Genomic DNA, 26,502 nt, shown 5'->3' with positions numbered 1-26,502 from the left:
AACCTTGCCCGGTCACCACCGCGGCACAACTGAAAACATCAACCCTGCTGTAACAGGCATCGATTAGTCCAGGAGGACACAGAAGTGGCGAAGGCGAAGTTCGAGCGGAACAAGCCGCACGTCAACATCGGGACCATCGGTCACGTTGACCACGGCAAGACCACCACGACGGCAGCGATCACCAAGGTTCTGCACGACAAGTTCCCGGAGTTGAACGAGTCCCGCGCGTTCGACCAGATCGACAATGCTCCCGAAGAGAAGCAGCGCGGCATCACGATCAACATCTCCCACGTGGAGTACCAGACCGACAAGCGGCACTACGCCCACGTCGACGCCCCGGGCCACGCCGACTACATCAAGAACATGATCACCGGTGCCGCCCAGATGGACGGCGCGATCCTGGTGGTCGCCGCCACCGACGGCCCGATGCCGCAGACCCGCGAGCACGTGCTGCTCGCCCGCCAGGTCGGTGTGCCCTACATCCTGGTCGCGCTGAACAAGTCCGACATGGTCGACGACGAGGAGCTGCTGGAGCTCGTCGAGATGGAGGTGCGCGAGCTGCTGGCCGACCAGGACTTCGACGAGGAGGCTCCGGTCATCCGGATCTCGGCGCTGAAGGCCCTCGAGGGTGACCCGAAGTGGGTCAAGTCCGTCGAGGACCTGATGGAGGCCGTCGACGCGTCCATCCCGGACCCGGTGCGTGACACCGACAAGCCGTTCCTGATGCCGGTCGAGGACGTGTTCACCATCACCGGTCGTGGCACCGTGGTGACCGGCCGCATCGAGCGTGGTGTGGTCAACGTCAACGAGGACGTCGAGATCGTCGGCATCCGCCCGGAGACCACCAAGACCACGGTCACCGGTGTGGAGATGTTCCGCAAGCTGCTCGACCAGGGGCAGGCCGGTGACAACGTGGGTCTGCTGATCCGCGGTATCAAGCGTGAGGACGTCGAGCGCGGCCAGGTCGTGGTCAAGCCCGGCACCACCACCCCGCACACCGAGTTCGAGGGCCAGGCCTACATCCTGTCCAAGGACGAGGGTGGCCGGCACACGCCGTTCTTCACCAACTACCGCCCGCAGTTCTACTTCCGCACCACCGACGTGACCGGTGTGGTGAGCCTGCCGGAGGGCACCGAGATGGTGATGCCCGGTGACAACACCGAGATGAGCGTGAAGCTGATCCAGCCGGTCGCCATGGAAGAGGGTCTGCGCTTCGCGATCCGCGAGGGCGGCCGCACCGTCGGCGCCGGCCAGGTCACCAAGATCATCAAGTGACCCGGTGATTCTCGGCTGAGACAACCGCCCGCAGCGCCCATCCCCGAAACGGGGGTGGGCGCTGCGGCGTTTACCGCCCCCCGCAACGAGAACACGTTCTCATCGGACTGTTAACCTCGAGGCAGAACCGGTGAAGGGAGCCACGGTGGGCGACGGGGCGATGCAGGGTCGGGTGGCGTTCGTAACCGGCGCCGCGCGCGGTCAGGGCCGCGCCCACGCGGTGCGGTTGGCCCGCGAAGGCGCCGACGTCGTGGTCTCCGACATCTGCGGCCCGGTCGCCGACTGCATCACCTACCCGCCTGCCACCCCCGAGGAGCTCACCGAGACCGCCCGGCTGGTGGAGTCCGAGGGCCGCAAGGCGCTGGCGCGTCAGGTCGACGTCCGCGACGACGCGGCGCTCCAGACGCTGGTGGCCGACACCGTCGAACAATTCGGCCGCCTCGACGTGGTGGTCGCCAACGCCGGCGTGCTCACCTGGGGCCGGCTGTGGGAGCTCAGCGATGAGCAGTGGAACACGATCATCGACGTCAACCTGACCGGCACCTGGCGCACTCTGCGCGCCACCGTCCCGGCGATGATCGAGGCCGGCAACGGCGGCTCGATCGTGGTGGTCAGTTCCTCGGCCGGGTTGAAGGCCACCCCCGCCAACGGCCACTACGCCGCCTCCAAGCACGGACTGGTCGCGTTGACCAATACCCTCGCGGTGGAGGCCGGCGAGTACGGCATCCGGGTCAACTCGATCCACCCCTACTCGGTGGACACCCCGATGATCGAACCCGAGGCGATGGCGAAGATCTTCGGCGAACACCCGGCGTTCCTGCACAGCTATCCGCCGATGCCGGTGCGCAACAACGGGTTCATGTCCCCCGACGACATCGCCGACGTGGTGGTGTGGCTGGCCGGCGACGGCTCCGGAACACTGTCGGGCGCGCAGATCCCGGTCGACAAGGGATCGCTGAAGTACTGACCTGTCACCGTGTGCGCAACGGTGCCGGTGTCCCCGCCACTGAGGGGAACGAAAGGAGCAGGGCGATGGCGAAATTCGCCGTGATCGGAGCGTTGGTCGGCGGTTTGGCCGCGGCGGCGATGACGCTGGCGGCACCAGCCGCGGTGGCCGACCCGCCAGACCCGCACCAGCCGGACATCACCAGGAACTTCTGTCCGGGTGGACAATTCGGTGCCGGCGGCGCCGGTCTGGGCGGCGCGATGGGCGTCTGTGACGGCGCGAAATACCCCGACGGATCCTACTGGCACCAGTGGGTCGACAACGGCTTCATCGGGATCGGCGTGACCTACCACTACGACTGCGTGGGCGACAGCGGCAACAACCTGTTCCCGGCGCCGCCCCCGCCCGGTGGCTGCGACGGGGCGATCCCCGGCGAACCGGCGCCGCCGCCCGGTGAACAGCCACCCCCGGGTGAACAGCCCCAGCCGGGTGAACTGCCGCCGCCGGGTGAACAGCCCCAGCCGGGTGAACTGCCGCCGCCTGCCTAGCCCTTATCCGGCCCGTACCGGTGCAGGTAGTGTTCGGCGAGCTGCGCCGGCACCAACTCGCGCGGGACGATGAACACGGTCGGCTTCTTCTCCGTGCCGGCCACGACCACCATCACCCCGTCGCGCATCGCCACCCGCGATTTGGGCCCCAACTCCGCGTGATGGCGGTAATCGCCGATCTGCACGGCGATGCTTTCCTGCCCAAGCCACGCGGTCATCGCGGAGCCGACCGGCATCTTCTTCGCGAAACTCGCCGGGACAACGACCCATTTGACCGCGGCGACCAGCGCCAGCACCACGGTGCCCAGCACCATCCAGGCCACGAAGAACCGGGTGCCTGCGGCCACCGCGTTGCCGCCCGAGTCGCCGCCGACCAGCCAGCGCGCCACCGCCAGTCCGGCACCGAGCCCGAAGACCGAGATGGCGTGTTGGGCGAGGGTGGCGCCGGTGGGGCGGGCCAGTGCGCGACCCCAGGTTTGCGGCTGACCCGCCGCGACCACGCCGGTGGTTGTCCTGTCGTCCGCGCGCGGCGGGGGAATCGGGTTCATCGTCGGCCCTTTCGGCGGGTTTGCGGTATACCCGATTATTTTTATCCCGCGCCGGGGGAGGGGTCGCACACTTTTTGCGCCGGTTCCGCCCCGGTGGGTGCGCGATCGGCCTGCCGATCGGGTATGAACATCTGATGAGCACAAGCACCGGGAGTGCCGGGATCGTGATCGTCGGCGGCGGACTGGCCGCCGTGCGCACCGCCGAGCAGCTGCGCCGCGCCGAGTACGACGGCGCCATCACGATCCTCAGCGAAGAGGACCACCTGCCCTACGACCGCCCGCCGCTGTCCAAGGACCTGTTGCGTGGTGAGGTCGACGACGTCACCCTCAAGCCGCAGGAGTTCTACGACGAACGCGAGATCACGGTGCGCCTGGGCGCCCGCGCGACCGGGGTGGACACCGCCGCGCACACCGTGGCACTCGCCGACGGCACCACGGTGGCCTATGACCAGCTGATCATCGCCACCGGGCTGGTGCCGCGCCGCATCCCGGACATGCCGGACCTGGAGGGCATCCGGGTGCTGCGTTCGTTCGAGGAGAGCCTGGCGTTGCGCCAGGCAGCCGGCTCGGCGCGGCACGCGGTGGTCATCGGTGCCGGCTTCATCGGCTGCGAGGTGGCGGCCAGCCTACGCGGGCTGGGCGTCGAGGTCGTGTTGGTCGAACCGCAGCCCGCACCGCTGGCCTCGGTGCTCGGTTGGCGCATCGGCGAACTGGTGGCCCGGTTGCACCGCGCCGAGGGGGTCGACGTGCGCACCGGCGTCGGGGTCGCGCGGGTGCGCGGGCACGGCCGGGTGGAGTCGGTGGTGCTCAGCGACGACAGCGAGATCGACACCGACCTGGTCGTGGTCGGCATCGGTTCGAGGCCGGCCACCGAATGGCTCGCCGATAGCGGCATCGATCTCGACAACGGGGTGCTCTGCGACGAGGTCGGCCGAACCAGCGCTCCGGACGTGTGGGCGCTCGGCGATGTGGCGTCCTGGCGGGACAAGTCCGGGCACCAAGTGCGGGTGGAGCATTGGAGCAATGTCGCCGACCAGGCGCGGGTCGTGGTGCCTGCGCTGCTCGGCGGCGACAAGCCTGCCACCGTGGTCGTTCCCTACTTCTGGAGCGACCAGTACGACATCAAGTTCCAGTGCCTGGGGGAGCCGGCAGCCGACGACACCGTGCACCTGGTCGAGGACGACGGCCGCAGATTCCTCGCCTACTACGAGCGCGACGGTGCGGTAATCGGCGTGGTCGGGGCCGGCATGCCCGGCCCGGTGATGAAGACCCGGGCCAAGATCGCCGCCGGCGCACCGATCGCCGACGTGCTCGGCGACGACGCCTAGTCCGACGCGACGACGCCTAGTCCGACGCGGCGCTGCTCAGTCCGACGCGGCGCTGCCTAGTCCGGCCCGGCGGCGTCGAGGCCGTCGAAGCCGCCGCACACGACGTCGAACGCCTCGCCGAGTGCCTGCGGCAAGGCCACCGACTCGTCGGCCAGCCACCGCTCGTAGGCGCTCAACGCCACCCCGAGCATCGTCCACGCGACCGTCTGCGGGCGCAGGTCGGTGACCGCCAGCCCGCAGCGGCGGGCCACGAACGCCGCGATCACCTCACGCCACCCGGCGTACATCGTCATCGAATACGCTTGGAGTTCCGCGGTCTGCAGGATGACTCGCATGCGACGGCGGTGCCGCAACGCCTCGGGCTCCTCAAAGGTGTTGAACGTCAACAGTGCATCGCGCAGTGCATCGCGCAGCGGGACGTCGGGCTCGACGGAGTCGAGGAGCTCGCGCAACTGCTGCAGGTGGGTGTCGAACTCGCCCCACGGGATGGCGTTCTTCGACACGTAGTAGCGGAACAGGGTGCGTCGGGCGATGCCGGCGGCCTGGGCCACGTCCTCGACACTGACCTCGTCGAAACCGTGCTCGGTGAACAAGTCGATGGCCACGTCGCTGATCTGATGCGGCGTGGTGGAACGGCGGCGTCCCGCCCGTGGCCGTGCCGGGCCCTGCCGCATCCGATCACCCGCCTTCACTTGTGGCACCCGATGCCATATTATGGCCGACTGTGACCGATTCGACAGCACTGTCGAGCCCCCGGCGACGAAAGGCCATCGAGATGGACCAGGACCAGCAGACCGAGAACACCGAACTCGTCACCGAGAGCCTGGTGGAAGAGGTCTCCATCGACGGGATGTGCGGGGTCTACTGAGCGTGGCGGCAACCGCCGAGCCGGCTTTCGACCCCGACGCCCGCTGGCGGTTGCACCCTCAGGTGTCGGTCCGCCCGGAACCGTTCGGCGCGCTGCTCTACCACTTCGGCACCCGCAAACTCTCGTTTCTGAAGAACCGCACCATCGTCGACATCGTCAAGTCGCTCGACGAGCATCCGGACGCCCGTTCGGCGTGCCGGGCCGCCGGAGTCGACGACGAGAAGTGCGAGCCCTATCTGCACGCCCTTGGCGTACTGGCCCGATCCAACATGCTCATCGCAGGGGAGGACACATGACTTCGGTAGCCCCGGTACCACGGCTGGTGGACCAGTTCGAAAGCGGTCTCGACGCGCCGATCTGTCTCACCTGGGAACTGACCTACGCGTGCAACCTGGCGTGTGTGCACTGCCTGTCGTCGTCGGGCCGGCGCGACCCGCGCGAACTGTCCACGCAGCAATGCAAGGACATCATCGACGAGCTGGAACGCATGCAGGTGTTCTACGTCAACATCGGCGGCGGCGAACCCACCGTGCGGCCCGACTTCTGGGAGCTGGTCGACTACGCCACCGCGCACCACGTCGGGGTGAAGTTCTCCACCAACGGACTGCGCATCACCCCGGAGGTGGCCGAGCGCCTGGCGGCCAGCGATTACGTCGACGTGCAGATCTCCCTCGACGGCGCCACCGCCGAGGTCAACGATGCGATCCGCGGGCGGGGCTCCTACGAGATGGCCATCCGGGCGCTGGAAAACCTTGCCGCCGCGGGCTTCAAGGACGCCAAGATCTCCGTCGTCGCTACCCGCCACAACATCGACCAGCTCGACGACTTCGCCGTGCTCGCAGACCGGTACGGCGCGACCCTGCGGATCACCCGGCTGCGCCCGTCGGGTCGTGCGGTGGACGTCTGGGACGAGCTGCACCCGACCGCCGCGCAACAGCAACAGCTCTACGACTGGCTGGTCGCCAAGGGCGACGGGGTGCTCACCGGCGACTCGTTCTTCCACCTGTCCGGATTGGGACAGCCCGGCGCGCTGGCCGGTCTCAACCTGTGCGGCGCCGGCCGGGTGGTCTGCCTGATCGACCCGATCGGTGACGTCTACGCCTGCCCGTTCGCCATCCACGACCGGTTCCTGGCCGGAAACGTGTTGTCCGACGGCGGTTTCGACAACGTCTGGAAGAATGCGCCGCTCTTCGTGGAATTGCGCGAACCGCAGTCCGCCGGTGCGTGCGCAACCTGCGAGTTCTTCGACAGTTGCCGGGGCGGCTGCATGGCCGCGAAATTCTTCACCGGCTTGCCGCTGGACGGCCCAGACCCGGAGTGCGTCAAGGGCTACGGCGCCGAGGCGCTGGAGAACGCCGGAGAGAAACCGCGGCCCAGCGTCGACCAGTCCCACCGGTCCCGCAAGAGCGTGCCGCTGACCCTGTCCCCACCAGCGCCGCCGAAGCGGCTCTGTGACGAAAGCCCGGTTTGATTGTGGCCCGTGACCTCTGGTTCGAAACCGTTGCGATCGCACAGCAGCGCGCCAAGAAGCGGTTACCGAAATCGGTGTATTCCTCGCTGATCTCAGCCAGCGAGAAGGGTGTCACCGTCGCCGACAACGTGGCGGCGTTCAGCGAACTCGGGTTCGCGCCGCACGTCATCGGCGCACCGGCTAAACGAGACATGGCGACCAGCGTTCTGGGCCAAGACATCTCGATGCCGGTGGTCATCTCACCCACCGGTGTTCAGGCCGTCGTCCCCGAGGGTGAGGTCGCGGTGGCTCGCGCGGCCGCCGCGCGCGGGACCGCGATGGGACTGTCCTCGTTCGCGAGCAAACCCATCGAAGAGGTCATCGAGGCCAATCCGCAGCTGTTCTTCCAGATCTACTGGCTCGGCGACCGCGACGCCATCGCCGCGCGAGTGGAGCGGGCTCGGGCCGCGGGGGCGGCCGGACTGATCGTCACCACCGACTGGTCGTTCTCGCACGGGCGGGACTGGGGCAGCCCGAAGATCCCCGAAAAGATGGATCTGCGCACGATGCTGCGGATGATGCCCGAGGGCCTGAGCAGGCCCCGCTGGTTCCTGCAGTTCGCCAAGACGCTGCAGCCGCCGAACCTGCGAGTGCCCAACCAGGGGCGGCGCGGCGAGCCCGGACCGCCGTTCTTCCACGCCTACGGCGAGTGGATGGGCACCCCGCCGCCGACCTGGGAGGACATCGCCTGGTTGCGGGAGCTGTGGGGCGGGCCGTTCATGCTCAAGGGCGTGATGCGGGTCGACGACGCGAAAAGAGCTGTGGACGCTGGTGTTTCGGCGATCTCGGTCTCCAACCACGGGGGCAACAACCTGGACGGGACGCCCGCATCGGTGCGTGCTCTGCCCGCGATCGCCGACGCCGTCGGCGACCAGATCGAGGTGCTGTTCGACGGCGGCATCCGCCGCGGGAGCGACGTGGTCAAGGCGCTCGCCCTGGGGGCGCGGGCGGTCATGATCGGTCGCGCCTACTTGTGGGGGCTGGCCGCCGCCGGCCAGCCGGGGGTGGAGAACGTCCTGGATCTGCTGCGTGCCGGTATCGACTCCGCGCTGATGGGGTTGGGCTGTGCCTCGGTGCACGACCTGAACCGCGAGCACGTGCTGATCCCGGACGGATTCGAGCGGGTGCTCGGCGTGCCGCCGGCCCGGTAGCGAGCCTGATACTGGCGATACACGCGGGACGGGCGTGACAGGCCGGTTGCGTGCGGCCGAAGAATCCATCCCGAATCAGAGTCGAATCCGCAGAAAGTTGCGCGCCACAGGTCAATTGGGCCTACCATCGGCGGGTGGCTCTCCCCGTCGAACTCGCTGGATCGACGTCCGGGCAGCTACGTGATGGCTACCCGTCGCTGCTTGTCCCGGTCGGCTCCACCGAACAGCACGGGCCGCACCTGCCGCTGGACACCGACACCCGCATCGCCGCCGCGGTCGCCCGCGCCACCGCGGCCGGGCTCGCCGGTCGTTCGACGGAGTCCTGGCTGGTGGCGCCGGCCATCGCCTACGGAGCCAGCGGCGAGCACCAGAGCTTTCCCGGCACCGTCTCCATCGGCACCGAGGTGCTGGAGAGGGTGCTGGTCGAGTACGGGCGATCCGCGATGACCTGGGCGCACCGACTGGTTTTCGTCAACGGTCACGGCGGCAACGTCGACGCCCTGCGGGCGGCGGTGCGGCGGATGCGGTTCGAAAGCCGTGAGGTGGGGTGGTCGCCCTGCGTTACGGTAGGTGGCGACGCCCACGCCGGACACACCGAAACCTCGGTGATGCTGCACCTGGCACCGGCCGACGTCATGACCGAGCGGTGGCAGCCGGGGAACAGCGCGCCACTCGGGCAGCTGATCGGGGCGATGCGCCGCGGCGGGGTCGCCGCGGTGAGCGAGGTCGGGGTACTCGGCGATCCGACCACCGCGACCGCTCGGGACGGGGAGGAGATCTTCACCGCGATGGTCGACGACTGCATCCGCCGGGTGCGGGCCTGGATGCCCGGTGATGACGGGATGCTGGCATGAACCAGCCTCGGCTGCCCGACGGGTTCGCCGTCCAGGTCGACCGGCGGGTCCGGGTTCTGGACCGCGGCTCGGCACTGCTCGGTGGATCGCCGACCCGGCTGCTGCGCCTGGCCCCGGCCGCGCAGGTGCTGCTCACCGACGGCCGGCTACGCGTCAACGACGCGGTCAGCGCCCAACTCGCCCGCACCCTGCTCGACGCGACCGTCGCCCACCCGCGGCCGGCCAGCGGGCCCTCGCACCACGAGGTCACCGTCGTCATCCCGGTGCGCGACAACCTCCGCGGTGTCCAGCGGCTCGTCTCCGTGTTGCGTGGACTGCGTGTCCTCGTCGTCGACGACGGTTCCTCGCGCCCGATCGAGGCCGGCGACTTCGACGGCGCCGACTGCACGGTCGAGGTGCTGCGCCACCCGCACAGCCGAGGGCCGGCCGCGGCACGCAACACCGGACTGCGCGCCGCGACCAGTGACTACGTCGCGTTCCTGGACTCCGACGTCGTCCCGCGACGCGGTTGGCTCGAGGCCCTGCTCGGCCATTTCAGCGACCCCGCCGTCGCGCTGGCCGCACCGCGGATCGTCAGCCTGACCGCCGACGACCGGCTGATCGCTCGGTACGAGGCGGTGCGCTCCTCGCTCGACCTGGGCGCCTCGGAGGCACCGGTGGTGCCGTACGGGACGGTCTCTTATGTGCCGAGTGCGGCGATCATCTGCCGGCGCTCAGCGCTGGAGGAGATCGGTGGGTTCGACGAGACCCTGCGCTCGGGCGAGGATGTGGACCTGTGCTGGCGGCTCATCGAGGCCGGTGGCCGGCTGCGGTACGAGCCGGTCGCCTTCGTCGCCCACGAACACCGCTCCGATCTGGCCCAGTGGTTGGGCCGCAAGGCGTTCTACGGTTCCTCCGCCGCGCCCCTGACCGTGCGCCACCCCGACAAAACGGCTCCGGTGATGATCTCCGGGTGGACCATGACGTTGTGCCTGGCGTTCGCCATCGGATCCCGGCTGGGCTATCTGGCCGCCCTGCTCGGGGCGCTGCTCACCGGTGGCCGGGTCGCCCGCGCGATGCGCGGCGCCGAACCCCGGGAGGTGATCCGGGTGGCCGCGCGCGGGATGGCGGCGGCCACCCTGCAGTTCCTGGCGGTGCTCTGCCGCGAGTACTGGCCGCTGGCCCTGTTGGCGGCGATGCTGTCGCGGCGATGCCGCCGGGCGGTGCTGCTCGCCGCGGTGCTCGACGGGGTGTGGGACTGGCTGCGCCGCGGTCGCGACATCGACGGTAACGCCGAACCGATCGGCTTGATCGGCTACCTGCTGCTCAAACGCCTCGACGACCTGGCCTACGGCGCCGGCGTCTGGCGCGGGATGGCCCGTGAGCAGACCCTGCGCCCGCTGGCCCCCCAGCTACGGATTTAGGCCGTTGGTCGACGCATTCCCTGCCTGTGACGTGCTGATCGTCGGTGCGGGCAGCGCCGGGTCGGTCGTCGCTGCGCTGCTCTCGGCCGACCCCGATTGTGCGGTCACGGTCCTGGAGGCCGGAACCCGGCGCGCCCCGCGCGCGGCGCACCGGTTGCCGGTGGGAGCCGACAGCGAGCTGGTGCACCGCTACCGGACCCGGCTCACCGACGATCCGGTCCGGTGGGCCACGATCATGCGCGGGGCCACCCTCGGTGGCTCCGGTGCGGTCAACGGCGGCTATTTCGGCCGATCCGTCCGCGACGACTTCACCGCCGGCGCGTTACCGGGCTGGCGATGGGAGGAGATCCTCCAGCACTACCGCGCGATCGAAACCGACCTCGACTACAGCGGGCCCGCCCACGGCGACTGCGGCCCGATCAAGGTCCGTCGTGAACGCGAATTCTGCGATGAGACAACTCGATTCATCAGCCAAGCTGATAAGTGCGGGTATCGATGGCTGGACGACCTCAACGACGCCGGGCCTGAGTTGCCGACCGGGGTCGGAGCGGTGCCGCAGAACATCGTCGACGGCCGGAGGATCGACCCCGGATATGCGTATCTCCAAGCGGCACTGGACCGCCCGAACCTCACGCTGCACACCGGAACCAAGGCCACGCAACTCCGGATCGAACGTAACCGTGTCACTGCCGTGCACGCCATCGGTCCGAACGGCCCCGTAACGCTCCGAGCGAAACGAATCGTGTTGTGCGCCGGTACGATCGAAACAGCCCATCTGTTGATGCTCTCCGGGATCGGCGATGAAAAGGTGCTCCGAAGCGCCGGGGTTGCAGTGAAAACCGTTCTGCCGGTGGGTCGGGCATGCACCGATCACCCAGAATGGCTGTTTCCGACCGATCAGCCCGGAACGCCCGGCAGGGCGGTGCTCGAAGCGGTGCTCAGCACCGCCGAGGGAATCGAGATAAGGCCCTACACAGTAGGTTTCGCCACCATGACCGGCGACGACCGGTTCATCGCATCGTCGGGCCGGGACCCTGCGCACGTCGGGGTCGCCTTGATGCGCCCACGCTCTCGGGCGCGCATCGGCTTGGACTCCGCCGATCCGGCGGCGCCACCGGTGATCGAGCACCGCTACGACCAGCACCCGGCGGACCTGGCGGAACTGGCCGGGGGAGCGGAGTTGCTGGCCGAGCTGACCGGAACAGCGCTACCGGAGCCGGCGTGGGCGACCTCGCAGCACCTGTGCGGCAGCGCCCCGATGGGGCAGGTGGTCGACGAACGCTGCCGGGTCTACGGCGTCGACGGGCTGTGGGTGATCGACGGCTCGGTGCCGGCCGGTCCGCTGAGCCGCGGGCCGCACGCGACGATCGCGATGATCGCCCACCGCGCGGCCGGATTCGTCGCCGCGGACGGCGCGGCTCAGTCCAGCGCGTAGCGGATCGGCAGGTGCTTGAGGCCGCCGACGAACGTCGTCGCGGTCAGCTTCGGCTCGCCGGCCAACTCCGCTGACCTCAACCGCGGCACCAACTCCGCGAAGAAGCTGGCGATCTCCATCCGAGCCAGCGCCGAGGCGACACAGAAGTGCACCCCGAATCCGAAGGACAGGTGTTTGTTCGGGTCGCGGCCCACATCGAACCGGAACGGGTCGTCGAAGACCTCCTCGTCCCGGTTCGCCGACACGTAGGACAGATACACCGACTCGCCGGCCCGGATCGGTACGCCGCGCACCTCGGTGTCGGCCGTCGCGGTGCGCATGAACTCCTTGACCGGGGTGACCCAGCGGATGATCTCCTCCACGGCGGTCGGCAGCAGCGCCGGATCCGCGCGCAACCGGGCCAGCTGGTCGGGATGCTCGATGAGCGCCTGCAGCCCGCCGCTGATCGCCGCGCTGGTGGTGTCGTGCCCGGCGGTCGCCAGGATCACGTAGTAGGAGGCGGTGTCCACGTCGGACAGCGGCTGCCCGTCGATGCGCGCATTGGCGATCGTCGACGCCAGGTCCTCGGTGGGGTGGGCGCGGCGCTCCGCGGTGAGCGCGTTGAAGTAGTTGAAGAAATCGAACAGCACCGGCAGCTGCTCCTCGGGGGTGAAGCCGCGGCGATATTCGTCGTCGTCCCCGCCGAACAGCTCCTGGGTGAGTTTGAGCATGCGCGGGAAATCCGACTCCGGCAGCCCCAGCAGCGACATGATCACGTACAGCGGGTAATTGACCGCGACCTCCTGCACGAAATCGCACTCCGGGCCGATCGCGGCCATCTTGTCGACGTAGATCTTCGCGAGCTCCTCGACACGCGCCTTCATCGCCCGCATCGCCTTGGGCCGGAACCAGTCCGCGGCGATCGCCCGCATCTTGTGGTGCTCGGGGTCGTCGAGGTGGATCAGCGTCCGCAACCCCATCCCCGCGGCCAGCTGGGCCTGCTGCATGTCGTCGAGCTCCGCGGTCGCCAGCACCGACCGCGGCGCGTTGATCCACAGTTGGTTGTCGCGTTCGATCTCGATGATGTCGGCGTGCCTGGTGATCGCCCAGAACGGCCGATACGGCGGCCGGTCCACCAGGGAGACCGGGGCGTGGGCGCGCAGATGGCGCAACGCGGCGTGCAGGTGGGGCTCGTCGGTGAACGCGGCCGGGTCGGCGAGCACCTTCGCCGCCTCGTCGACAACGGGTGAACTCATCGATCCTCCTGACAGGTGTCAACACCAGTCTCGCCGATCGGACGCGCCCGGGGGACGCTTTCGGCGCGGACGGGCGCAGTAGGCTCAGGCCCCGTGCCCCCCGGGTCCCTCTTCCGTCGCCTCGGCGTGCTCCTGGCGGCGACGCTGCTGTCGATCACCGGGTGCGGCCATCACCCCGAGTCCGGCGTGATCAGCCGGGCCGCGGCCCCCAACGCCGCCGTCGTCGACACGACCGCCGGCCCGGTGCGCGGCGTGGTGGCCCCCGATCACCGACTGTTCGCCGGCATCCCCTATGCCGCACCGCCGCTCGGCGCGTTGCGCTGGCAGCCGCCGCAGCCGGTGGCGCCCTGGACCGGGGTCCGCGACACCACCCGGCCCGGGCCGCCGTGCGTGCAGGAGACCGCGCGCGGTGTGGGCAGCGAGGACTGTCTGACCCTCAACGTGTGGACGCCGGCGGGCGGGGTCGGCAAGCGGCCGGTGCTGGTGTGGATCCACGGCGGCGGGTTCATCAACGGCCACGGCGACATGTACGACGCCCACCGGCTGGCCACCCGCGGCGACGTCGTGGTCGTCACGCTGAACTACCGGCTCGGGGCGCTGGGTTTTCTGGCCCACCCCGCGCTCGGGCAGTTCGGCCGGGTCGGCAACTACGGCTTCATCGACCAGCAGGCCGCGCTGCGCTGGGTCCGCGACAACATCGCCGGCTTCGGCGGCGACCCGACCAAGGTCACCATCGCCGGGGAATCGGCCGGCGGCATGTCGGTCTGCGACCACCTCGTCGCGCCTGCCTCGGCGGGACTGTTCCGCGCCGCCGTCATCCAGAGCGGGCCGTGCCAGGCCCAGGTCGACCTGCCCACCGCGCAACGGGTCAGCGAGGCCTACGCCACTGAGGTCGGCTGCGCCGACCCGGACCCGGCCGCCACCGCACGCTGCCTGCGCGGCCTGCCCACCGCGGCGGTCGCCGGTGCGCCCTGGTACGTCCACATCGACACCCACGCCCTGACCGGACCGGTCACCGGCACCGCGGTGTTGCCGACCGACCCGCTGCGCGCGTTCGCCGCCGGCCGCGCCGCCCCGGTGCCGGTGCTGCTCGGCAGCAACCGCAACGAGTTCACCATGTTCGCCGCGTTGACCTACCTGCGCACCGGCGCGGAACTGACCGCCGCGGAGTACCCGGCGCGGCTGGCGCGCACCCTGGGCGCCGACGCGGCCGCGGTCCGCGCGCAGTACCCGCCCGGACATTTCGGCGGCAGCGTCTCGCTGGCGTTCTCCGCCGCGATCGGCGACCACGTCTTCTCCTGCCCGGCCGATGAGATGGCGACCGCGCTGGCCGAGCACGCACCCGCGGTCTACGCCTACGAGTTCGACGATCCGCACGCCCCCGCGCCGGAGAACCTCACCGCCGCCCCGTTCCCGCTGGGCGCCACCCACGCTCTCGAGGTGCGCTACCTGTTCGCGGTCGGCGGCGCGCCCCCGTTCACCGCCGCCCAGCAGCGGCTCTCCGACCAGATGATCGACTACTGGAGCGCGTTCGCCACCACCGGCGCCCCGGTCGTCGCCGGCCAGCCGGACTGGCCGACCTTCGGCGACGGTCGGTGGCTGTCGCTGCGCCCGGACGGCAGCCGGGTGATCACCGATTTCGCCGAGAGCCACCGCTGCGGGTTCTGGACGACGCTGCGCGGTTCCGGGCGCGCCGGTCGCTGACCCGGCTTACGCCGACGACACCCAGGTGGTGATCTCGGCGTGCACCACCTCGACCCCGGCGCGGTCGGTGACGCTCACCGGCACCACCAGATCCGTTCCCGCGGTGATCGCGGCGAAATCCGGCAGCTCGGCAAGCTGTGCCCGGGCCCGCAGCGACGTGGTCGCCTTGGCCAGGTACTGCACGGTCATCGCCTTCGGGATCCAGCGGTGGCTGCGCGGCACGGTGGCCTCCATCAGCATCCCCATCGCCATCTCGGCGGCGTTGCAGGACGCGATCGCGTGCACGGTGTGCAGATGGTTGTGGACGAAGAACCATTTCGGCACGGTCACCTCGGCCAGCCCCGGCTCCATGCGCACCACGTGGGGCAACACCGAGGCGAAGTAGGGCACCCGGGCCATCGCGGCCGCGGAGAACAGTAGTGTGCCGCCGGGCCGGCCGGCGAGTCGTTGCCAGGTCTTATAGGTGCTGGTCGAACCGGTCATGACCGCACACCTTACTCCAGAGTAAGGTCAGCCGGGCGGCGCCCGGTGTGACGTTGCGCACCGGCGGTGCCGCGGCCCCGTCGCGGACCCGGGTACCGTCGGGAAACCGGCCGGTCAGGCGGGTAGGTGGCGGTGACCGCCAGGATTTGGCGCACACCCCGATCTGGGGCATACTGTTCAGGTTGCCTTGCGTCGGACCCCGTCCGGCCGGGCATCCGACCGGCGCCCACCAGGGCGCCTCCGGTCCCACCTCGGAACGCGACGGTCCTTCCGGCGCGTGCCACGCCCGGGCGCGCATGACGCGCCCGACCGCGGGATCGGTGTACCAGGACAGGTAAACAGCGGCGGCAACGGCCCCACGTAGGCGTGGGGGACACCCGGGACGTTCGAGGAGTGAGGTAGGAACAGCGTGGCGGGACAGAAGATCCGCATCAGGCTCAAGGCCTACGACCATGAGGCCATTGATGCTTCGGCGCGCAAGATCGTCGAGACGGTCACCCGTACGGGAGCCAACGTGGTTGGCCCGGTGCCGCTGCCGACCGAGAAGAACATCTACTGCGTCATCCGCTCCCCGCACAAGTACAAGGACTCGCGGGAGCACTTCGAGATGCGCACGCACAAGCGGCTGATCGACATCCTCGACCCGACCCCGAAAACGGTTGACGCGCTAATGCGTATCGACCTGCCGGCCAGCGTCGACGTCAACATCCAATAGGCACCCGGTAGGAGCTCCGAAGAACTATGGCACGCAAAGGCATTCTGGGCACCAAGCTGGGAATGACGCAGGTGTTCGACGAGAACAACCGGGTCGTTCCGGTGACCGTGGTCAAAGCCGGTCCGAACGTCGTGACCCGCATCCGCACGCCCGAACGCGACGGCTACACCGCCGTGCAGCTGGCGTACGGCGAGATCAGCCCCCGCAAGGTCAACAAGCCGGTCACCGGCCAGTACGCCGCCGCCGGGGTCAACCCGCGCCGCCACCTGGCCGAGCTGCGGCTCGACGAGGAGGCCGCCGGCGACTTCGAGGTCGGTCAGGAACTGACCGCGGAGATCTTCGAGCCGGGCAGCTACGTCGACGTCACCGGCACCTCCAAGGGCAAGGGCTTCGCCGGCGTCATGAAGCGGCACGGCTTCGCCGGCCAGGGCGCCAGCCACGGCACCCAGGCGGTGCACCGCCGCCCCGGCTCCATCGGCGGCTGCGCCACCCCGGGCCGGGTCTTCAAGGGCACCCGGATGGCGGGCCGGATGGGCAACGACCGGGTGACCACGCAGAACCTGTTGGTCCACCAGGTGGACGCTGAGAACGGCGTGCTGCTGATCAAAGGCGCGGTCCCCGGCCGCGCCGGTGGGCTGGTCATGGTCCGCACCGCGATCAAAAAGGGTGAGAAGTAATGGCCTCGTTGAAGATTGACGTCCACTCGCCGGCCGGCAAGAAGGAAGGCACCGTCGAGCTGCCTGCCGAGCTGTTCGACGCGCCCGCCAACATCGCGCTGATGCACCAGGTGGTCACCGCGCAGCGGGCCGCCGCACGGCAGGGCACCCACTCGACCAAGAGTCGTGGCGAGGTCCGCGGCGGTGGCCGCAAACCGTACCGGCAGAAGGGCACCGGCCGGGCCCGGCAGGGCTCGATCCGGGCGCCGCAGTTCACCGGCGGTGGCGTGGTGCACGGTCCCAAGCCGCGCGACTACAGCCAGCGCACCCCGAAGAAGATGATCGCCGCCGCGCTGCGCGGGGCGCTCAGCGACCGGGCGCGCAACGGCCGCATCCACGCGATCACCGAACTGGTCAGCGGCCAGACCCCGTCGACCAAGAGCGCCAAGGCGTTCCTGGCCACCCTGACCGAGCGCAAGCGGGTCCTGGTGGTCATCGGTCGCGCCGACGAGGTCGGCACCAAGAGCGTCCGCAACCTGCCCGGCGTGCACATCCTCGCCGCCGACCAGCTCAACACCTACGACGTGCTGCGCTCCGATGACGTGGTGTTCTCGGTGGAGGCGCTGAACGCCTACATCGCAAGCCACACCGCGCAGGGCGCCAACTCCGAGGAGGTCTCGGCCTGATGGCAACCGTCAGCGACCCCCGCGACATCATCGTCGCGCCGGTCATCTCGGAGAAGGCCTACGGCCTCATCGACGACAACGTGTACACCTTCGTGGTGCACCCGGACTCCAACAAGACGCAGATCAAGATCGCGGTCGAGAAGATCTTCGACGTCAAGGTGGCCTCGGTGAACACCGCCAACCGACAGGGCAAGCGCAAGCGCACCCGGGCCGGGTTCGGCAAACGCAAGAACACCAAACGTGCGATCGTCACGCTGGCCGCGGGCAGCAAGCCGATCGACCTGTTCGGAGCGCCGGCCTAGCCGCGGATAGAGGAAGACCACAGTTATGGCAATTCGCAAGTACAAGCCGACGACCCCCGGTCGCCGGGGCTCGAGCGTCTCGGACTTCGCCGAGATCACCCGCTCGTACCCGGAGAAGTCGCTGATCCGTCCGCTGCACAGCACCGGCGGGCGCAACGCGCACGGCCGTATCACCACCCGCCACAAGGGCGGTGGCCACAAGCGGGCCTACCGCGTGATCGACTTCCGTCGCCACGACAAGGACGGCGTCAACGCCAAGGTCGCGCACATCGAGTACGACCCGAACCGCACCGCGAACATCGCGCTGCTGCACTACCTGGACGGCGAGAAGCGGTACATCATCGCCCCGCAGGGCCTCAAGCAGGGCGCGGTGATCGAGTCCGGTCCCAACGCCGACATCAAGCCCGGCAACAACCTGCCGCTGCGCAACATCCCGGCCGGTACCGTCGTGCACGCCGTGGAGCTGCGGCCCGGCGGCGGTGCCAAGCTGGCCCGCTCGGCCGGATCGAGCATCCAGCTGCTGGGCAAGGAAGGCGCCTACGCCTCACTGCGCATGCCGTCGGGGGAGATCCGGCGCGTCGACGTGCGCTGCCGCGCCACCGTCGGCGAGGTCGGCAACGCCGAGCAGATCAACATCAACTGGGGCAAGGCCGGCCGCATGCGCTGGAAGGGCAAGCGCCCCAGCGTGCGCGGTGTGGTGATGAACCCGGTCGACCACCCGCACGGTGGTGGTGAGGGCAAGACCTCCGGTGGCCGCCACCCGGTGAGCCCGTGGGGCAAGCTCGAAGGCCGCACCCGTAAACCCAACAAGCCGAGCGACAAGCTCATCGTCCGACGCCGGCGCACCGGCAAGAAGCGCTAGGAAGCGGAGAGAAAGCGATGCCACGCAGCCTGAAAAAGGGTCCGTTCGTCGACGACCACCTGCTCAAGAAGGTGGACGTCCAGAACGAGAAGAACACCAAACAGGTCATCAAGACCTGGTCGCGCCGATCGACGATCATCCCGGACTTCATCGGCCACACCTTCGCCGTGCACGACGGCCGCAAGCACATCCCGGTGTTCGTCACCGAGTCGATGGTGGGTCACAAACTCGGTGAGTTCGCGCCGACCCGCACGTTCAAGGGCCACATCAAGGACGACCGGAAGAGCAAGCGCCGATGAGTGTTTCCACTGAATATCCCTCCGCGGTCGCCAAGGCCCGCTTCGTGCGGGTGTCGGCGACCAAGGCCCGCCGGGTGATCGACCTGGTGCGCGGCAAGTCGGTGGCCGAGGCGCTGGACATCCTGCGCTGGGCGCCGCAGCAGGCCAGCGAGCCGGTGGCCAAGGTCATCGCCAGCGCCGCGGCCAACGCGCAGAACAACGACGGCCTGGACCCCGACACCCTCGTGGTGGCCGAGATCTACGCCGACGAGGGCCCCACCGCCAAGCGGATCCGTCCGCGCGCGCAGGGCCGGGCCTTCCGGATCCGTCGTCGCACCAGCCACATCACGGTCCTGGTGGAGAGTCGGCCGAGCCAGAAGGGCCGCGGCGGGCAGTCCGCCAGCAGCGCGCGGGCCCGCCGCGCGCAGGCCAGCAAGGACGCCGCGAAGAAGGCGCCTGCGAAGAAGGCGGCGAGCAAGGCCGATTCGGGGCAGGCCGAAACCTCCGAGACCCCTGACGCGAAGGGAGGCTCGCAGTAGTGGGCCAGAAGATCAACCCGCACGGTTTCCGGCTGGGCATCACCACCGACTGGAAGTCCCGCTGGTACGCCGACAAGCAGTACGCCGACTACGTCAAGGAGGACGTGGCGATCCGGCGGCTGCTGTCCACCGGGCTCGAGCGCGCCGGGATCGCCGACGTCGAGATCGAGCGCACCCGCGACCGGGTCCGGGTCGACATCCACACCGCGCGCCCGGGCATCGTCATCGGCCGTCGCGGCACCGAGGCCGAGCGCATCCGCGGTGACCTGGAGAAGCTCACCGGCAAGCAGGTGCAGCTGAACATCCTCGAGGTCAAGAACCCCGAGTCGCGCGCCCAGCTGGTGGCGCAGGGCGTCGCCGAGCAGCTCAGCAACCGCGTCGCGTTCCGTCGCGCCATGCGCAAGGCCATCCAGTCCGCGATGCGCCAGCCCAACGTCAAGGGCATCCGGGTGCAGTGCTCGGGCCGGCTGGGCGGCGCCGAGATGAGCCGCTCGGAGTTCTACCGCGAGGGCCGGGTCCCGCTGCACACGCTGCGCGCCGACATCGACTACGGCCTCTACGAGGCCCGGACCACCTTCGGCCGGATCGGCGTGAAGGTCTGGATCTACAAGGGCGACGTCGTCGGGGGCAAGCGCGAGCTGGCCGCCGCACCGGCCGGCGCCGACCGGCCCCGCCGGGGTCCGTCGGGCACCCGGCCGCGGCGCAGCGGCGCCTCGGGCACCACGGCGACCAGCACCGACGCCGGTCGCGCCGCCACCGGCGCCGAGGAGGCGCCGGCCACCGCGACGGCCACCGAACCGGCGGCCGAACCGCAGAGCACGGAGAGCTGAAACCATGTTGTTTCCCCGCAGGGTCAAACACCGCAAGCAGCACCACCCCCGCCAGCGCGGCATCGCCAGCGGCGGCACCGAGGTGACCTTCGGTGACTACGGCATCCAGGCGCTGACCCACGCCTACGTGACCAACCGCCAGATCGAGTCGGCGCGTATCGCGATCAACCGGCACATCAAGCGTGGCGGCAAGGTCTGGATCAACATCTTCCCGGACCGTCCGCTGACCAAGAAGCCCGCCGAGACCCGGATGGGGTCCGGTAAGGGCTCGCCGGAATGGTGGGTCGCCAACGTCAAGCCGGGCCGGGTGCTGTTCGAGCTCAGCTACCCCAACGAGGCGGTCGCCCGGGCCGCGCTGACCAGGGCGATGCACAAGCTGCCGCTCAAGGCGCGCATCGTCACCCGAGAGGAGCAGTTCTGATGGCAGTGGGAGTCTCCGCCGGTGAACTGCGTGAACTCACCGACGAGGAACTAACCGAGCGGCTGCGGGAGGCCAAGGAGGAGCTGTTCAACCTCCGCTTCCAGCTCGCCACCGGGCAGCTGAGCAACAACCGCCGGCTTCGGGTCGTGCGTCGGGAGATCGCGCGGGTCCACACCGTGCTACAGGAACGTGAGCTGGGTCTGGCTTCCGGCCCGGATGGTGAGGAGTCGTAATGGCAGACGCGAAGCAGGACCAGAAGGCCAAGGGGCCCAAGCACACCCCGCGCACCGAGAAGCCGCGCGGCCGGCGCAAGACCCGCATCGGCTACGTCGTCAGCGACAAGATGCAGAAGACCATCGTGGTCGAGCTCGAGGACCGGGTGCGGCACCCGCTCTACGGCAAGATCATCCGCACCACCACCAAGGTGAAGGCGCACGACGAGAACAGCACCGCGGGCGTCGGCGACCGGGTGTCGCTGATGGAGACCCGTCCGCTGTCGGCCACCAAGCGCTGGCGGCTGGTCGAGATCCTGCAGAAGGCCAAGTAGCCGACGCGTCACCGCCGCACTCACATCGCACCGTCCGAGACCGGTCCGGTGCGATGTGTGCGTTCGGGGTCGTCTCGGATCCCTAACGATTCCGGCGCCGCGGCGTGGCGGCCTGGCCGCCGCCGGCCAGGCATGGTCAGGTGGGGACGATGAACCGCGTCATGTTCTGGATGCCGGCCATCGCCATCGCGGTGGCACTGCCGCTCCTGTCCGAAACCGCGTCGGTGGGCGCCGCCCCGGCCGCTGACGAGCGGGGCTACCTGCACTCCTCGGCGCGCTGCGACGGCACCGCGGTGCTGTTCGGCAGCACCTCCTCATCGCGGGTGGCCATCTGCCGCGACGGCGACGGCGACTACGAGTACCGCGGGGTGCGGCTGTCCGACGGTGCCGCGCTGAGGCTGCCGGCCACCGCGAAGAACGGCGCCTACGTCGCCACCAACGACGGGGTCACCTACACGGTGTCCGCCTCGGCGCTGCGGGTCAGCGACGGCGACACCGTGCTGCGCGAGGAACCGCTGGTCGACGTCCACGACACCGCCCCGGAGACCGCCGCGACCCCGGCGGCCACCCCCGCCGACACCCCCACCCCGTCGACCCCGCTGCCGCCGCCGCTGGCGGCCGAGGAGGGCTACGACTCGTAAGGCCCCGGCTCGTGACGCGCCCCCGGCCGCGGGCCCGGGGGCGGTGACCGTCGCTAATTTGGTCTGCTGCCGGTGCTCACCTAGTATGTAGGGGTTGCCTAGGGCAGACCTCGGCCGGCGTCCGCGTCGGCCCCGCGTGCCCCCGGACAACGAAGACCGTGCACGACCAGGTCGGTATCTGGCGTGCCCGTAAAACCAGGTCAGGAGATCGAGTGATTCAGCAGGAATCGCGGCTCAAGGTTGCCGACAACACCGGCGCCAAGGAGATCTTGTGCATCCGCGTGCTGGGCGGCTCCGGGCGGCGCTACGCCGGCATCGGTGACGTCATCGTCGCCACCGTCAAAGACGCCATCCCCGGCGGCAACGTCAGCCGCGGCGATGTCGTCAAGGCGGTGATCGTGCGGACCGCCAAGGAGCGCCGCCGGCCCGACGGCAGCTACATCAAGTTCGACGAGAACGCCGCGGTCATCATCAAGCCCGACAACGACCCGCGCGGTACCCGCATCTTCGGCCCGGTCGGGCGCGAGCTGCGGGAGAAGCGCTTCATGAAGATCATCTCGCTGGCCCCGGAGGTGCTGTAAATGAAGGTGCACAAGGGCGACACGGTGCTGGTGATCGCCGGCAAGGACAAGGGCGCCAAGGGCAAGGTCATCCAGGCCTACCCGACCCGCAACCGGGTCCTGGTCGAGGGTGTCAACCGGATCAAGAAGCACACCGCGGTCTCGACCAACGAGCGCGGTGCCCAGTCCGGCGGCATCGTCACCCAGGAGGCCTCCATCCACGTCTCCAACGTGATGGTCGTCGACTCCGACGGCAACCCGACCCGCGTCGGCTACCGCATCGACGAGGAGAGCGGCAAGAAGGTGCGGGTCTCCAAGCGCAACGGCGAGGACATCTGATGACCACTACCGAGACCACCAAGGTGCAGCCCCGGTTGAAGGTGCGCTACCGCGAGGAGATCCGCGACGCGCTGAACACCGAGTTCGCCTACGCCAACGTCATGCAGATCCCGACCGTGGTCAAGGTCGTGGTGAACATGGGCGTCGGCGACGCGGCCCGCGACGGCAAACTGATCAACGGTGCGGTCAACGACCTGTCGCTGATCACCGGCCAGCGGCCGGAGATCCGCCGGGCGCGCAAGTCGATCGCCCAGTTCAAGCTGCGCGAGGGCATGCCGATCGGTGCGCGGGTCACCCTGCGCGGCGACCGGATGTGGGAGTTCCTCGACCGGCTCACCTCGATCGCGCTGCCGCGTATCCGCGACTTCCGCGGCCTGTCGCCCAAGCAGTTCGACGGCACCGGCAACTACACCTTCGGGCTCTCCGAGCAGTCGGTGTTCCACGAGATCGACGTCGACTCCATCGACCGTCCCCGCGGCATGAACATTTCCGTCGTCACCTCGGCGACAACCGATGAAGAAGGACGAGCGCTGCTGCGGGCCCTCGGCTTTCCGTTCAAGGAGAACTGAACAGATGGCGAAGAAAGCACTGGTCAACAAGGCGCGCCGCAAGCCCAAGTTCGCGGTGCGCGGTTACACCCGCTGCAACAAGTGCGGCCGGCCGCGTTCGGTCTACCGCAAGTTCGGGCTGTGCCGGATCTGCCTGCGCGACATGGCGCACGCCGGCGAGCTGCCCGGCGTGCAGAAGAGCAGCTGGTGATCCGATGACCCACGCCCCCACGACCCGTACCGCACAGCTGCGGCAGGCCCGACCGGGAACCGTCGCAAGGAAGGGGAACCGGCTGTCATGACGATGTCGGATCCGATCGCAGACTTTCTCACCCGTCTGCGCAACGCCAACTCGGCGTACCACGACGAGGTGAGCCTGCCGCACTCGAAGCTCAAGGCGAACATCGCCGAGATCCTCAAGCAGGAGGGCTACATCACCGACTTCCACGTCGAGGACGCCCGGGTGGGCAAGACGCTGGTGGTCGAGCTGAAGTACGGCCCGAACCGGGAGCGCAGCCTCGCCGGGCTGCGCCGTATCTCCAAGCCGGGGCTGCGGGTGTATGCGAAATCGACCAAGCTGCCGCGGGTGCTCGGCGGCCTAGGGGTGGCGATCATCTCCACGTCCTCGGGCCTGGTCACCGACCGGCAGGCCGCCAGACAGCGCGTGGGCGGCGAAGTCCTCGCGTACGTGTGGTGAGAGGGGCGGAGAACAATGTCACGAATTGGTAAAGACCCGGTCCCCGTCCCGAACGGGGTGGACGTCAACATCGACGGCCGCCACGTGTCGGTCAAGGGCCCCAAGGGCACCCTTGAGCTCCTGGTCTCCGAGCCGCTCGGGGTCAGCCGCAACGACGACGGTCAGATCGTGGTCAGCCGGCCCGACGACCACCGGGACAACCGGGCGCTGCACGGGCTGAACCGCACCCTGGTGGCCAACCTGATCACCGGTGTCACCGAGGGCTACACCACCAACATGGAGATCCACGGCGTCGGCTACCGCGTGCAGTTGAAGGGCTCGAACCTGGAGTTCGCGCTCGGCTTCAGCCACCCGGTCGTGATCGAGCCGCCCGACGGGATCACGTTCGCGGTGGAGAGCCCGACGAAGTTCTCGATCTCGGGCATCGACAAGCAGAAGGTCGGCCAGATCTCGGCGAACATCCGCCGGCTGCGCCGCCCCGACCCCTACAAGGGCAAGGGTGTGCGCTACCGGGGTGAGCAGATTCGCCGCAAGGTCGGAAAGACAGGTAAGTAGTCATGGCGCAGACACCCTCGACCGCCACCGAGCGGAAGCCGGTGGGGCAGAACATCTCCGCAGCGCGGCGCATCGCCCGCAAGCGTCGGCACGCCCGGCTGCGCAAGCACATCTCCGGCACCGCCGAGCGGCCGCGGCTGGTCGTGCACCGCTCCTCGCGGCACATCCACGTGCAGCTGGTCGACGACCTCACCGGCACCACCCTGGCCGCGGCGTCGTCGATCGAAGCCGACGTGCGGGCGGTGGACGGCGACAAGAAAGCCCACAGTGTGCGGGTCGGCCAGCTCATCGCCGAGCGGGCCAAGGCCGCCGGGATCGACACCGTGGTCTTCGACCGCGGTGGCTACACCTACGGCGGACGGATCGCCGCGCTGGCCGACGCCGCGCGCGAGAACGGATTGACCTTCTGATGACGGACAGCAACGAGAGGACCGCATGATGGCGGAACAGCCGGGCGGCGCGACCGCCCAGGGCGGCGCGGACACGCGCGGCCGCCGCCGCGACGGCGGCCGTGGCCGGGACCGCGACGACAAGAGCAACTACCTGGAGCGCGTCGTCGCGATCAACCGGGTATCCAAGGTGGTCAAGGGTGGTCGGCGGTTCAGCTTCACCGCCCTGGTCATCGTCGGTGACGGCAACGGCATGGTCGGTGTCGGCTACGGCAAGGCCAAGGAGGTGCCCGCCGCGATCGCCAAGGGCGTCGAGGAGGCCCGCAAGAACTTCTTCCGGGTGCCGCTGATCGGCGGCACCATCACCCACCCGGTGCAGGGCGAAGAGGCCGCCGGCGTGGTGCTGCTGCGCCCGGCCAGCGCCGGTACCGGTGTGATCGCCGGCGGCGCGGTGCGTGCCGTGCTGGAATGCGCCGGGGTGCGCGACGTCCTGTCGAAGTCGCTGGGCAGCGACAACGCGATCAACGTGGTGCACGCCACGGTGACCGCGCTGAAGATGCTGCAGCGGCCCGAGGAGGTCGCCGCGCGCCGTGGCCTGCCGATCGAGGATGTGGCGCCGGCGCGGATGCTCAAGGCCCGCCGGGAGAGTGAAGCCCTGGCCGCCACCGCGCACGAAGGAAACGCGTAGCCATGGCCGAAGCGAAGACGAACCAGCTCAAGATCACCCAGGTGCGCAGCACCATCGGCGCCCGGTGGCGCCAGCGGGAGAGCCTGCGCACCCTCGGGCTGCGCAAGATCCGGCAGTCGGTGATCCGCGATGACACCCCGCAGACCCGGGGGCTCATCGCGACCGTGCACCATCTCGTCCAGGTGGAGGATGCCTGATGACCATCAAACTGCATGACCTGAGCCCGGCGCCCGGTTCCAAGACCGCCCGGACCCGTGTCGGCCGCGGTGACGGCTCCAACCGGGGCAAGACCGCGGGTCGCGGCACCAAGGGCACCAAGGCCCGCAAGAACGTGCCGGTCACCTTCGAGGGTGGCCAGATGCCGATCCACATGCGGCTGCCCAAGCTGAAGGGGTTCCGCAACCGGTTCCGCACCGAGTACGCCCCGGTCAACGTCGGCGACCTGAACCGGCTGTTCCCCGAGGGCGGCACCATCGGTGTCGACGAACTCGTCGCCAAGGGCGCCGTCCGCAAGAACACGCTGGTCAAGGTGCTCGGCGACGGCAAGCTCACCGTCAAGGTCGACGTCACCGCACACAAGTTCAGCGGCAGCGCGCGGGAGAAGATCACCGCCGCCGGCGGTACCGCCACCGAGCTGTAGCCACCGGCCGACGCTGAGATCCCCGCACTTCGGTGCGGGGATCTTGCGTTTCAGCGGGTCCCGCGCGAATGCGGTGACCCGTCGGCACCGCCGCGAAGGCGCCCGTCGGCGTCGCCCGCGTAAGTGCCCGTCGGCATCGCCCGCGTAAGTGCCCGTCGGCATCGCCCGCGAAAGCACCCGTCGGCGCCGCCGCGAAAGTGAAAATATGCAGGAAAAGAGCGAGAAGCACCCTGCATAGATTCAATCTCGCGGGCGGGGCCGACGGGCACTTACGCGGGCGATGCCGACGGGCACTTACGCGGGCGACGCCGACGGGCGCCT

General features: G+C 69.4%; 38 protein-coding genes. 34 read left to right on the top strand and 4 right to left on the bottom strand.

Annotation, left to right across the window (positions count from 1 at the left end; genetic code table 11):
* Positions 1-84: 84 nt before the first annotated feature.
* From tuf to AWC30_RS09210, 3 genes are all read left to right on the top strand, one after another.
* Complete coding sequence (gene tuf, locus AWC30_RS09220) at positions 85-1,275, top strand: elongation factor Tu (protein ID WP_085109903.1); 1,191 nt, start codon at positions 85-87, stop codon at positions 1,273-1,275.
* A gap of 160 nt (positions 1,276-1,435) precedes the next feature.
* The gene (locus AWC30_RS09215; RefSeq protein ID WP_085109921.1) at positions 1,436-2,242 is read left to right on the top strand and encodes a mycofactocin-coupled SDR family oxidoreductase; all 807 of its coding nucleotides are present in this window, start codon (positions 1,436-1,438) and stop codon (positions 2,240-2,242) included.
* Positions 2,243-2,307: 65 nt separating this feature from the next.
* The gene (locus AWC30_RS09210; RefSeq protein WP_234808012.1) at positions 2,308-2,769 is read left to right on the top strand and encodes a hypothetical protein; all 462 of its coding nucleotides are present in this window, start codon (positions 2,308-2,310) and stop codon (positions 2,767-2,769) included.
* Here AWC30_RS09210 and AWC30_RS09205 read toward each other — a convergent pair.
* The gene (locus AWC30_RS09205; RefSeq protein WP_133053677.1) at positions 2,766-3,317 is read right to left on the bottom strand and encodes a hypothetical protein; all 552 of its coding nucleotides are present in this window, start codon (positions 3,315-3,317) and stop codon (positions 2,766-2,768) included. The two genes, AWC30_RS09210 and AWC30_RS09205, sit on opposite strands and share 4 nt — an antisense overlap.
* A 134-nt stretch (positions 3,318-3,451) precedes the next feature.
* Between AWC30_RS09205 and AWC30_RS09200 the strand changes: the two genes are divergently transcribed.
* Positions 3,452-4,645: an NAD(P)/FAD-dependent oxidoreductase gene (locus AWC30_RS09200; RefSeq protein WP_085109901.1), complete on the top strand. Its 1,194-nt coding sequence runs from the start codon at positions 3,452-3,454 to the stop codon at positions 4,643-4,645.
* Between the two features lie 56 nt (positions 4,646-4,701).
* On the opposite strand, the gene mftR is transcribed toward AWC30_RS09200, so the two are convergent.
* Complete coding sequence (gene mftR / locus AWC30_RS09195; RefSeq protein ID WP_085109920.1) at positions 4,702-5,319, bottom strand: mycofactocin system transcriptional regulator MftR; 618 nt, start codon at positions 5,317-5,319, stop codon at positions 4,702-4,704.
* Positions 5,320-5,369: 50 nt separating this feature from the next.
* Here mftR and mftA point away from each other — a divergent pair, with 50 nt between their 5' ends.
* From mftA to mftG, 7 genes are all read left to right on the top strand, one after another.
* Complete coding sequence (gene mftA / locus AWC30_RS18050; RefSeq protein WP_234808011.1) at positions 5,370-5,513, top strand: mycofactocin precursor MftA; 144 nt, start codon at positions 5,370-5,372, stop codon at positions 5,511-5,513.
* A 2-nt stretch (positions 5,514-5,515) separates the two neighbouring features.
* Complete coding sequence (gene mftB, locus AWC30_RS09190) at positions 5,516-5,809, top strand: mycofactocin biosynthesis chaperone MftB (protein WP_109562001.1); 294 nt, start codon at positions 5,516-5,518, stop codon at positions 5,807-5,809.
* A complete protein-coding gene (gene mftC, locus AWC30_RS09185) occupies positions 5,806-6,984 on the top strand; it encodes a mycofactocin radical SAM maturase (RefSeq protein ID WP_085109899.1) in 1,179 nt (392 codons plus the stop codon). Before mftB ends, mftC begins: the two co-directional genes overlap by 4 nt.
* Before the next feature lie 2 nt (positions 6,985-6,986).
* Positions 6,987-8,174 carry a pre-mycofactocin synthase MftD gene (mftD, locus tag AWC30_RS09180; RefSeq protein WP_085109898.1) on the top strand — a complete coding sequence of 396 codons (1,188 nt, stop codon included), beginning with the start codon at positions 6,987-6,989 and terminating at the stop codon, positions 8,172-8,174.
* Between the two features lie 74 nt (positions 8,175-8,248).
* The gene (mftE, locus tag AWC30_RS09175; protein WP_085109919.1) at positions 8,249-9,028 is read left to right on the top strand and encodes a mycofactocin biosynthesis peptidyl-dipeptidase MftE; all 780 of its coding nucleotides are present in this window, start codon (positions 8,249-8,251) and stop codon (positions 9,026-9,028) included.
* Positions 9,025-10,431: a mycofactocin biosynthesis glycosyltransferase MftF gene (mftF, locus tag AWC30_RS09170; RefSeq protein ID WP_085109897.1), complete on the top strand. Its 1,407-nt coding sequence runs from the start codon at positions 9,025-9,027 to the stop codon at positions 10,429-10,431. Before mftE ends, mftF begins: the two co-directional genes overlap by 4 nt.
* Before the next feature lie 4 nt (positions 10,432-10,435).
* Entirely contained in the window at positions 10,436-11,866 is a 1,431-nt protein-coding gene (gene mftG / locus AWC30_RS09165; protein ID WP_207568421.1) for a mycofactocin dehydrogenase MftG, read from the top strand.
* On the opposite strand, the gene AWC30_RS09160 is transcribed toward mftG, so the two are convergent.
* Positions 11,851-13,101, bottom strand: a complete 1,251-nt coding sequence (locus AWC30_RS09160) for a cytochrome P450 (protein WP_085109895.1) — start codon at positions 13,099-13,101, stop codon at positions 11,851-11,853. The genes mftG and AWC30_RS09160 overlap by 16 nt on opposite strands.
* A 93-nt stretch (positions 13,102-13,194) precedes the next feature.
* On the opposite strand from AWC30_RS09160, the gene AWC30_RS09155 reads away from it, so the two are divergent.
* Entirely contained in the window at positions 13,195-14,805 is a 1,611-nt protein-coding gene (locus tag AWC30_RS09155; RefSeq protein WP_085109894.1) for a carboxylesterase/lipase family protein, read from the top strand.
* A 6-nt stretch (positions 14,806-14,811) separates the two neighbouring features.
* Here the strand turns inward: AWC30_RS09155 and AWC30_RS09150 are convergent, their stop codons facing one another.
* Positions 14,812-15,288, bottom strand: a complete 477-nt coding sequence (locus tag AWC30_RS09150) for a hotdog fold domain-containing protein (RefSeq protein ID WP_085109893.1) — start codon at positions 15,286-15,288, stop codon at positions 14,812-14,814.
* A gap of 409 nt (positions 15,289-15,697) precedes the next feature.
* Between AWC30_RS09150 and rpsJ the strand changes: the two genes are divergently transcribed.
* The 22 genes from rpsJ to rplO all read left to right on the top strand — a co-directional run bounded on the left by rpsJ (position 15,698) and on the right by rplO (position 26,181).
* Positions 15,698-16,003 (top strand): 30S ribosomal protein S10, encoded by a 306-nt coding sequence (rpsJ, locus tag AWC30_RS09145; RefSeq protein WP_066855310.1) that lies wholly within the window; start codon positions 15,698-15,700, stop codon positions 16,001-16,003.
* A 26-nt stretch (positions 16,004-16,029) separates the two neighbouring features.
* Positions 16,030-16,680, top strand: coding sequence for a 50S ribosomal protein L3 (rplC, locus tag AWC30_RS09140; RefSeq protein WP_085109892.1), 651 nt, complete (start codon positions 16,030-16,032; stop codon positions 16,678-16,680).
* Entirely contained in the window at positions 16,680-17,345 is a 666-nt protein-coding gene (gene rplD / locus AWC30_RS09135) for a 50S ribosomal protein L4 (protein WP_085109891.1), read from the top strand. Before rplC ends, rplD begins: the two co-directional genes overlap by 1 nt.
* Positions 17,345-17,647 (top strand): 50S ribosomal protein L23, encoded by a 303-nt coding sequence (gene rplW / locus AWC30_RS09130; RefSeq protein ID WP_085109890.1) that lies wholly within the window; start codon positions 17,345-17,347, stop codon positions 17,645-17,647. Before rplD ends, rplW begins: the two co-directional genes overlap by 1 nt.
* A 25-nt stretch (positions 17,648-17,672) precedes the next feature.
* Positions 17,673-18,509 carry a 50S ribosomal protein L2 gene (rplB, locus tag AWC30_RS09125; protein ID WP_085109889.1) on the top strand — a complete coding sequence of 279 codons (837 nt, stop codon included), beginning with the start codon at positions 17,673-17,675 and terminating at the stop codon, positions 18,507-18,509.
* A 17-nt stretch (positions 18,510-18,526) separates the two neighbouring features.
* Entirely contained in the window at positions 18,527-18,808 is a 282-nt protein-coding gene (gene rpsS / locus AWC30_RS09120; protein ID WP_066855294.1) for a 30S ribosomal protein S19, read from the top strand.
* On the top strand, positions 18,805-19,326 hold the full coding sequence (rplV, locus tag AWC30_RS09115; protein ID WP_085109888.1) for a 50S ribosomal protein L22: 522 nt from the start codon (positions 18,805-18,807) through the stop codon (positions 19,324-19,326). The genes rpsS and rplV overlap by 4 nt, the downstream gene beginning before the upstream one ends.
* A complete protein-coding gene (gene rpsC, locus AWC30_RS09110; RefSeq protein WP_085109887.1) occupies positions 19,326-20,156 on the top strand; it encodes a 30S ribosomal protein S3 in 831 nt (276 codons plus the stop codon). The genes rplV and rpsC overlap by 1 nt, the downstream gene beginning before the upstream one ends.
* Positions 20,157-20,160: 4 nt before the next feature.
* Complete coding sequence (rplP, locus tag AWC30_RS09105; RefSeq protein WP_085109886.1) at positions 20,161-20,577, top strand: 50S ribosomal protein L16; 417 nt, start codon at positions 20,161-20,163, stop codon at positions 20,575-20,577.
* Positions 20,577-20,810: a 50S ribosomal protein L29 gene (rpmC, locus tag AWC30_RS09100; RefSeq protein ID WP_085109885.1), complete on the top strand. Its 234-nt coding sequence runs from the start codon at positions 20,577-20,579 to the stop codon at positions 20,808-20,810. Before rplP ends, rpmC begins: the two co-directional genes overlap by 1 nt.
* A complete protein-coding gene (gene rpsQ, locus AWC30_RS09095; RefSeq protein WP_085109884.1) occupies positions 20,810-21,124 on the top strand; it encodes a 30S ribosomal protein S17 in 315 nt (104 codons plus the stop codon). The genes rpmC and rpsQ overlap by 1 nt, the downstream gene beginning before the upstream one ends.
* 149 nt (positions 21,125-21,273) lie before the next feature.
* Positions 21,274-21,765 carry a hypothetical protein gene (locus AWC30_RS09090; RefSeq protein WP_085109883.1) on the top strand — a complete coding sequence of 164 codons (492 nt, stop codon included), beginning with the start codon at positions 21,274-21,276 and terminating at the stop codon, positions 21,763-21,765.
* A 212-nt stretch (positions 21,766-21,977) separates the two neighbouring features.
* Complete coding sequence (gene rplN / locus AWC30_RS09085; protein ID WP_085109882.1) at positions 21,978-22,346, top strand: 50S ribosomal protein L14; 369 nt, start codon at positions 21,978-21,980, stop codon at positions 22,344-22,346.
* A complete protein-coding gene (gene rplX / locus AWC30_RS09080; protein ID WP_085109881.1) occupies positions 22,347-22,664 on the top strand; it encodes a 50S ribosomal protein L24 in 318 nt (105 codons plus the stop codon).
* A complete protein-coding gene (gene rplE, locus AWC30_RS09075; protein ID WP_085109880.1) occupies positions 22,664-23,233 on the top strand; it encodes a 50S ribosomal protein L5 in 570 nt (189 codons plus the stop codon). The genes rplX and rplE overlap by 1 nt, the downstream gene beginning before the upstream one ends.
* 4 nt (positions 23,234-23,237) lie before the next feature.
* Complete coding sequence (locus tag AWC30_RS09070) at positions 23,238-23,423, top strand: type Z 30S ribosomal protein S14 (RefSeq protein ID WP_085109879.1); 186 nt, start codon at positions 23,238-23,240, stop codon at positions 23,421-23,423.
* An 87-nt stretch (positions 23,424-23,510) separates the two neighbouring features.
* Positions 23,511-23,909 (top strand): 30S ribosomal protein S8, encoded by a 399-nt coding sequence (rpsH, locus tag AWC30_RS09065; protein ID WP_085109878.1) that lies wholly within the window; start codon positions 23,511-23,513, stop codon positions 23,907-23,909.
* Between the two features lie 15 nt (positions 23,910-23,924).
* Positions 23,925-24,464, top strand: a complete 540-nt coding sequence (rplF, locus tag AWC30_RS09060; protein ID WP_085109877.1) for a 50S ribosomal protein L6 — start codon at positions 23,925-23,927, stop codon at positions 24,462-24,464.
* 2 nt (positions 24,465-24,466) lie between these two features.
* The gene (rplR, locus tag AWC30_RS09055; RefSeq protein WP_085109876.1) at positions 24,467-24,874 is read left to right on the top strand and encodes a 50S ribosomal protein L18; all 408 of its coding nucleotides are present in this window, start codon (positions 24,467-24,469) and stop codon (positions 24,872-24,874) included.
* A 28-nt stretch (positions 24,875-24,902) separates the two neighbouring features.
* Positions 24,903-25,541, top strand: coding sequence for a 30S ribosomal protein S5 (gene rpsE / locus AWC30_RS09050; protein WP_085109918.1), 639 nt, complete (start codon positions 24,903-24,905; stop codon positions 25,539-25,541).
* Between the two features lie 2 nt (positions 25,542-25,543).
* On the top strand, positions 25,544-25,738 hold the full coding sequence (rpmD, locus tag AWC30_RS09045; protein WP_085109875.1) for a 50S ribosomal protein L30: 195 nt from the start codon (positions 25,544-25,546) through the stop codon (positions 25,736-25,738).
* A complete protein-coding gene (rplO, locus tag AWC30_RS09040; RefSeq protein ID WP_085109874.1) occupies positions 25,738-26,181 on the top strand; it encodes a 50S ribosomal protein L15 in 444 nt (147 codons plus the stop codon). The genes rpmD and rplO overlap by 1 nt, the downstream gene beginning before the upstream one ends.
* Positions 26,182-26,502 lie beyond the last annotated feature (321 nt).

This window comes from Mycolicibacillus trivialis, from assembly GCF_002102395.1.
Classification (GTDB): Bacteria; Actinomycetota; Actinomycetes; order Mycobacteriales; family Mycobacteriaceae; genus Mycobacterium; species Mycobacterium triviale.
The sequence above is the reverse complement of the archived record's forward strand: the minus strand, read 5'-3'. Positions and strand labels throughout refer to the sequence as shown.